Origin of the sequence: Halomonas sp. 707D4 (assembly GCF_024158685.1) — a bacterium.
In the GTDB taxonomy this organism is placed as follows: Bacteria; Pseudomonadota; Gammaproteobacteria; order Pseudomonadales; family Halomonadaceae; genus Vreelandella.
Window position 1 is genome coordinate 1 of record NZ_JAMZBD010000728.1, and the last position, 1,104, is coordinate 1,104.

2 protein-coding genes are annotated in these 1,104 nt (G+C 72.4%); both read left to right on the top strand.

Going from position 1 to position 1,104, the window contains the following annotated elements; all coding sequences use genetic code 11:
• On the top strand, positions 1-861 hold an 861-nt coding region (locus tag BIS11_RS18255; protein WP_253586817.1), incomplete at its 5' end, for a thiamine pyrophosphate-dependent enzyme.
• Positions 851-1,104, top strand: a 254-nt coding sequence (locus tag BIS11_RS18260; protein WP_253586818.1) for an alpha/beta fold hydrolase, incomplete at its 3' end; no start/stop codon positions are given. The genes BIS11_RS18255 and BIS11_RS18260, both read left to right, overlap by 11 nt.

The window sequence follows — 1,104 nt, forward strand, 5'->3', positions numbered from 1 at the left end:
GAGCTCGGCCGGGCCGAGGTGCTGCTGCAGTTCGGCGCCCGGCTGATCTCCAAGCGCCTGACCCAGTTCATCGCCCGCCACGCCTGGGAGGATGTCTGGCTGGTCGACGCGCTGCCCCAGCGGCTCGACCCGGACTACACCGTTCGCCGCCGGGTGGTTGCCGCGCCAGCGGCGTTTGCCGAAGCGCTGGCGGCAGGCGAGCGCCGCCCGTCCTGGCACCGGCTGGACGCGCTCGAGCGGCCGGCGCGGCACTGGGTGGAGGCGCGCAGCGCACACTTCAGCGAGTTGGGGGTGTGCCACCGGCTGCTGCGGCGGGCCAAAGGCCAACTGGTGGCCGGCAACAGCCTGAGCGCCCGGCTTTTGAACATGCTCGCCACGCCCCGCCAGGCGCCGCCCCGGGTGCTGGCCAACCGCGGCGCCTCGGGCATCGACGGGCTGATCGCCACCGCTTACGGGGCCAGCCTCGGCGTCGAGGCGCCTACGACCCTGGTGCTGGGCGATACCAGCGCGCTGCACGATCTCAACAGCCTGGCGCTGCTGGGGCGCGCCACCCAGCCGCTGGTGGTGGTGATCCTCAACAACGACGGCGGCAGCATCTTCCACCTGCTGCCGGTGCCGAAGGCGGGCGGCCTGCGCGAGCAGTACTTTCGCCAGCCCCACGGGCTTGGGTTCGAGCACGCCGCGCGCATGTTCGGGCTCGGCTACGCCGCGCCGGATTCGCTGGCGGCATTCGAGGCCGCCTACGCCCGCGCGCTGGAGGCGGGCGTCACGCTGATCGAGGTGCGCTTCGAGCACTGCCAGGTGGCGGACGAGCTTACCGCCCTCGGCGCGCTGATTCGCGAGGGCGAAGGTGCGCGGTGAGCAGGCGCCCACGCTGGTGCTGCTCCACGGCCTGCTGGGCGACCGCCAGGACTGGGAGGGCGTCACCGGAAAGCTCGATATGCCAACCCTCGCGCTGGATCTGCCCGGCCACGGCGACAACGCCGCCGAGGTGGATTCTTTCGATGGCGCCCACCGCTGGCTGGGTGAGGCGCTTTCCAGGCGCGGCATTCGCCGCTACGTGCTGCTGGGCTACTCCCTCGGCGGGCGGCTGGCGCTTTATCA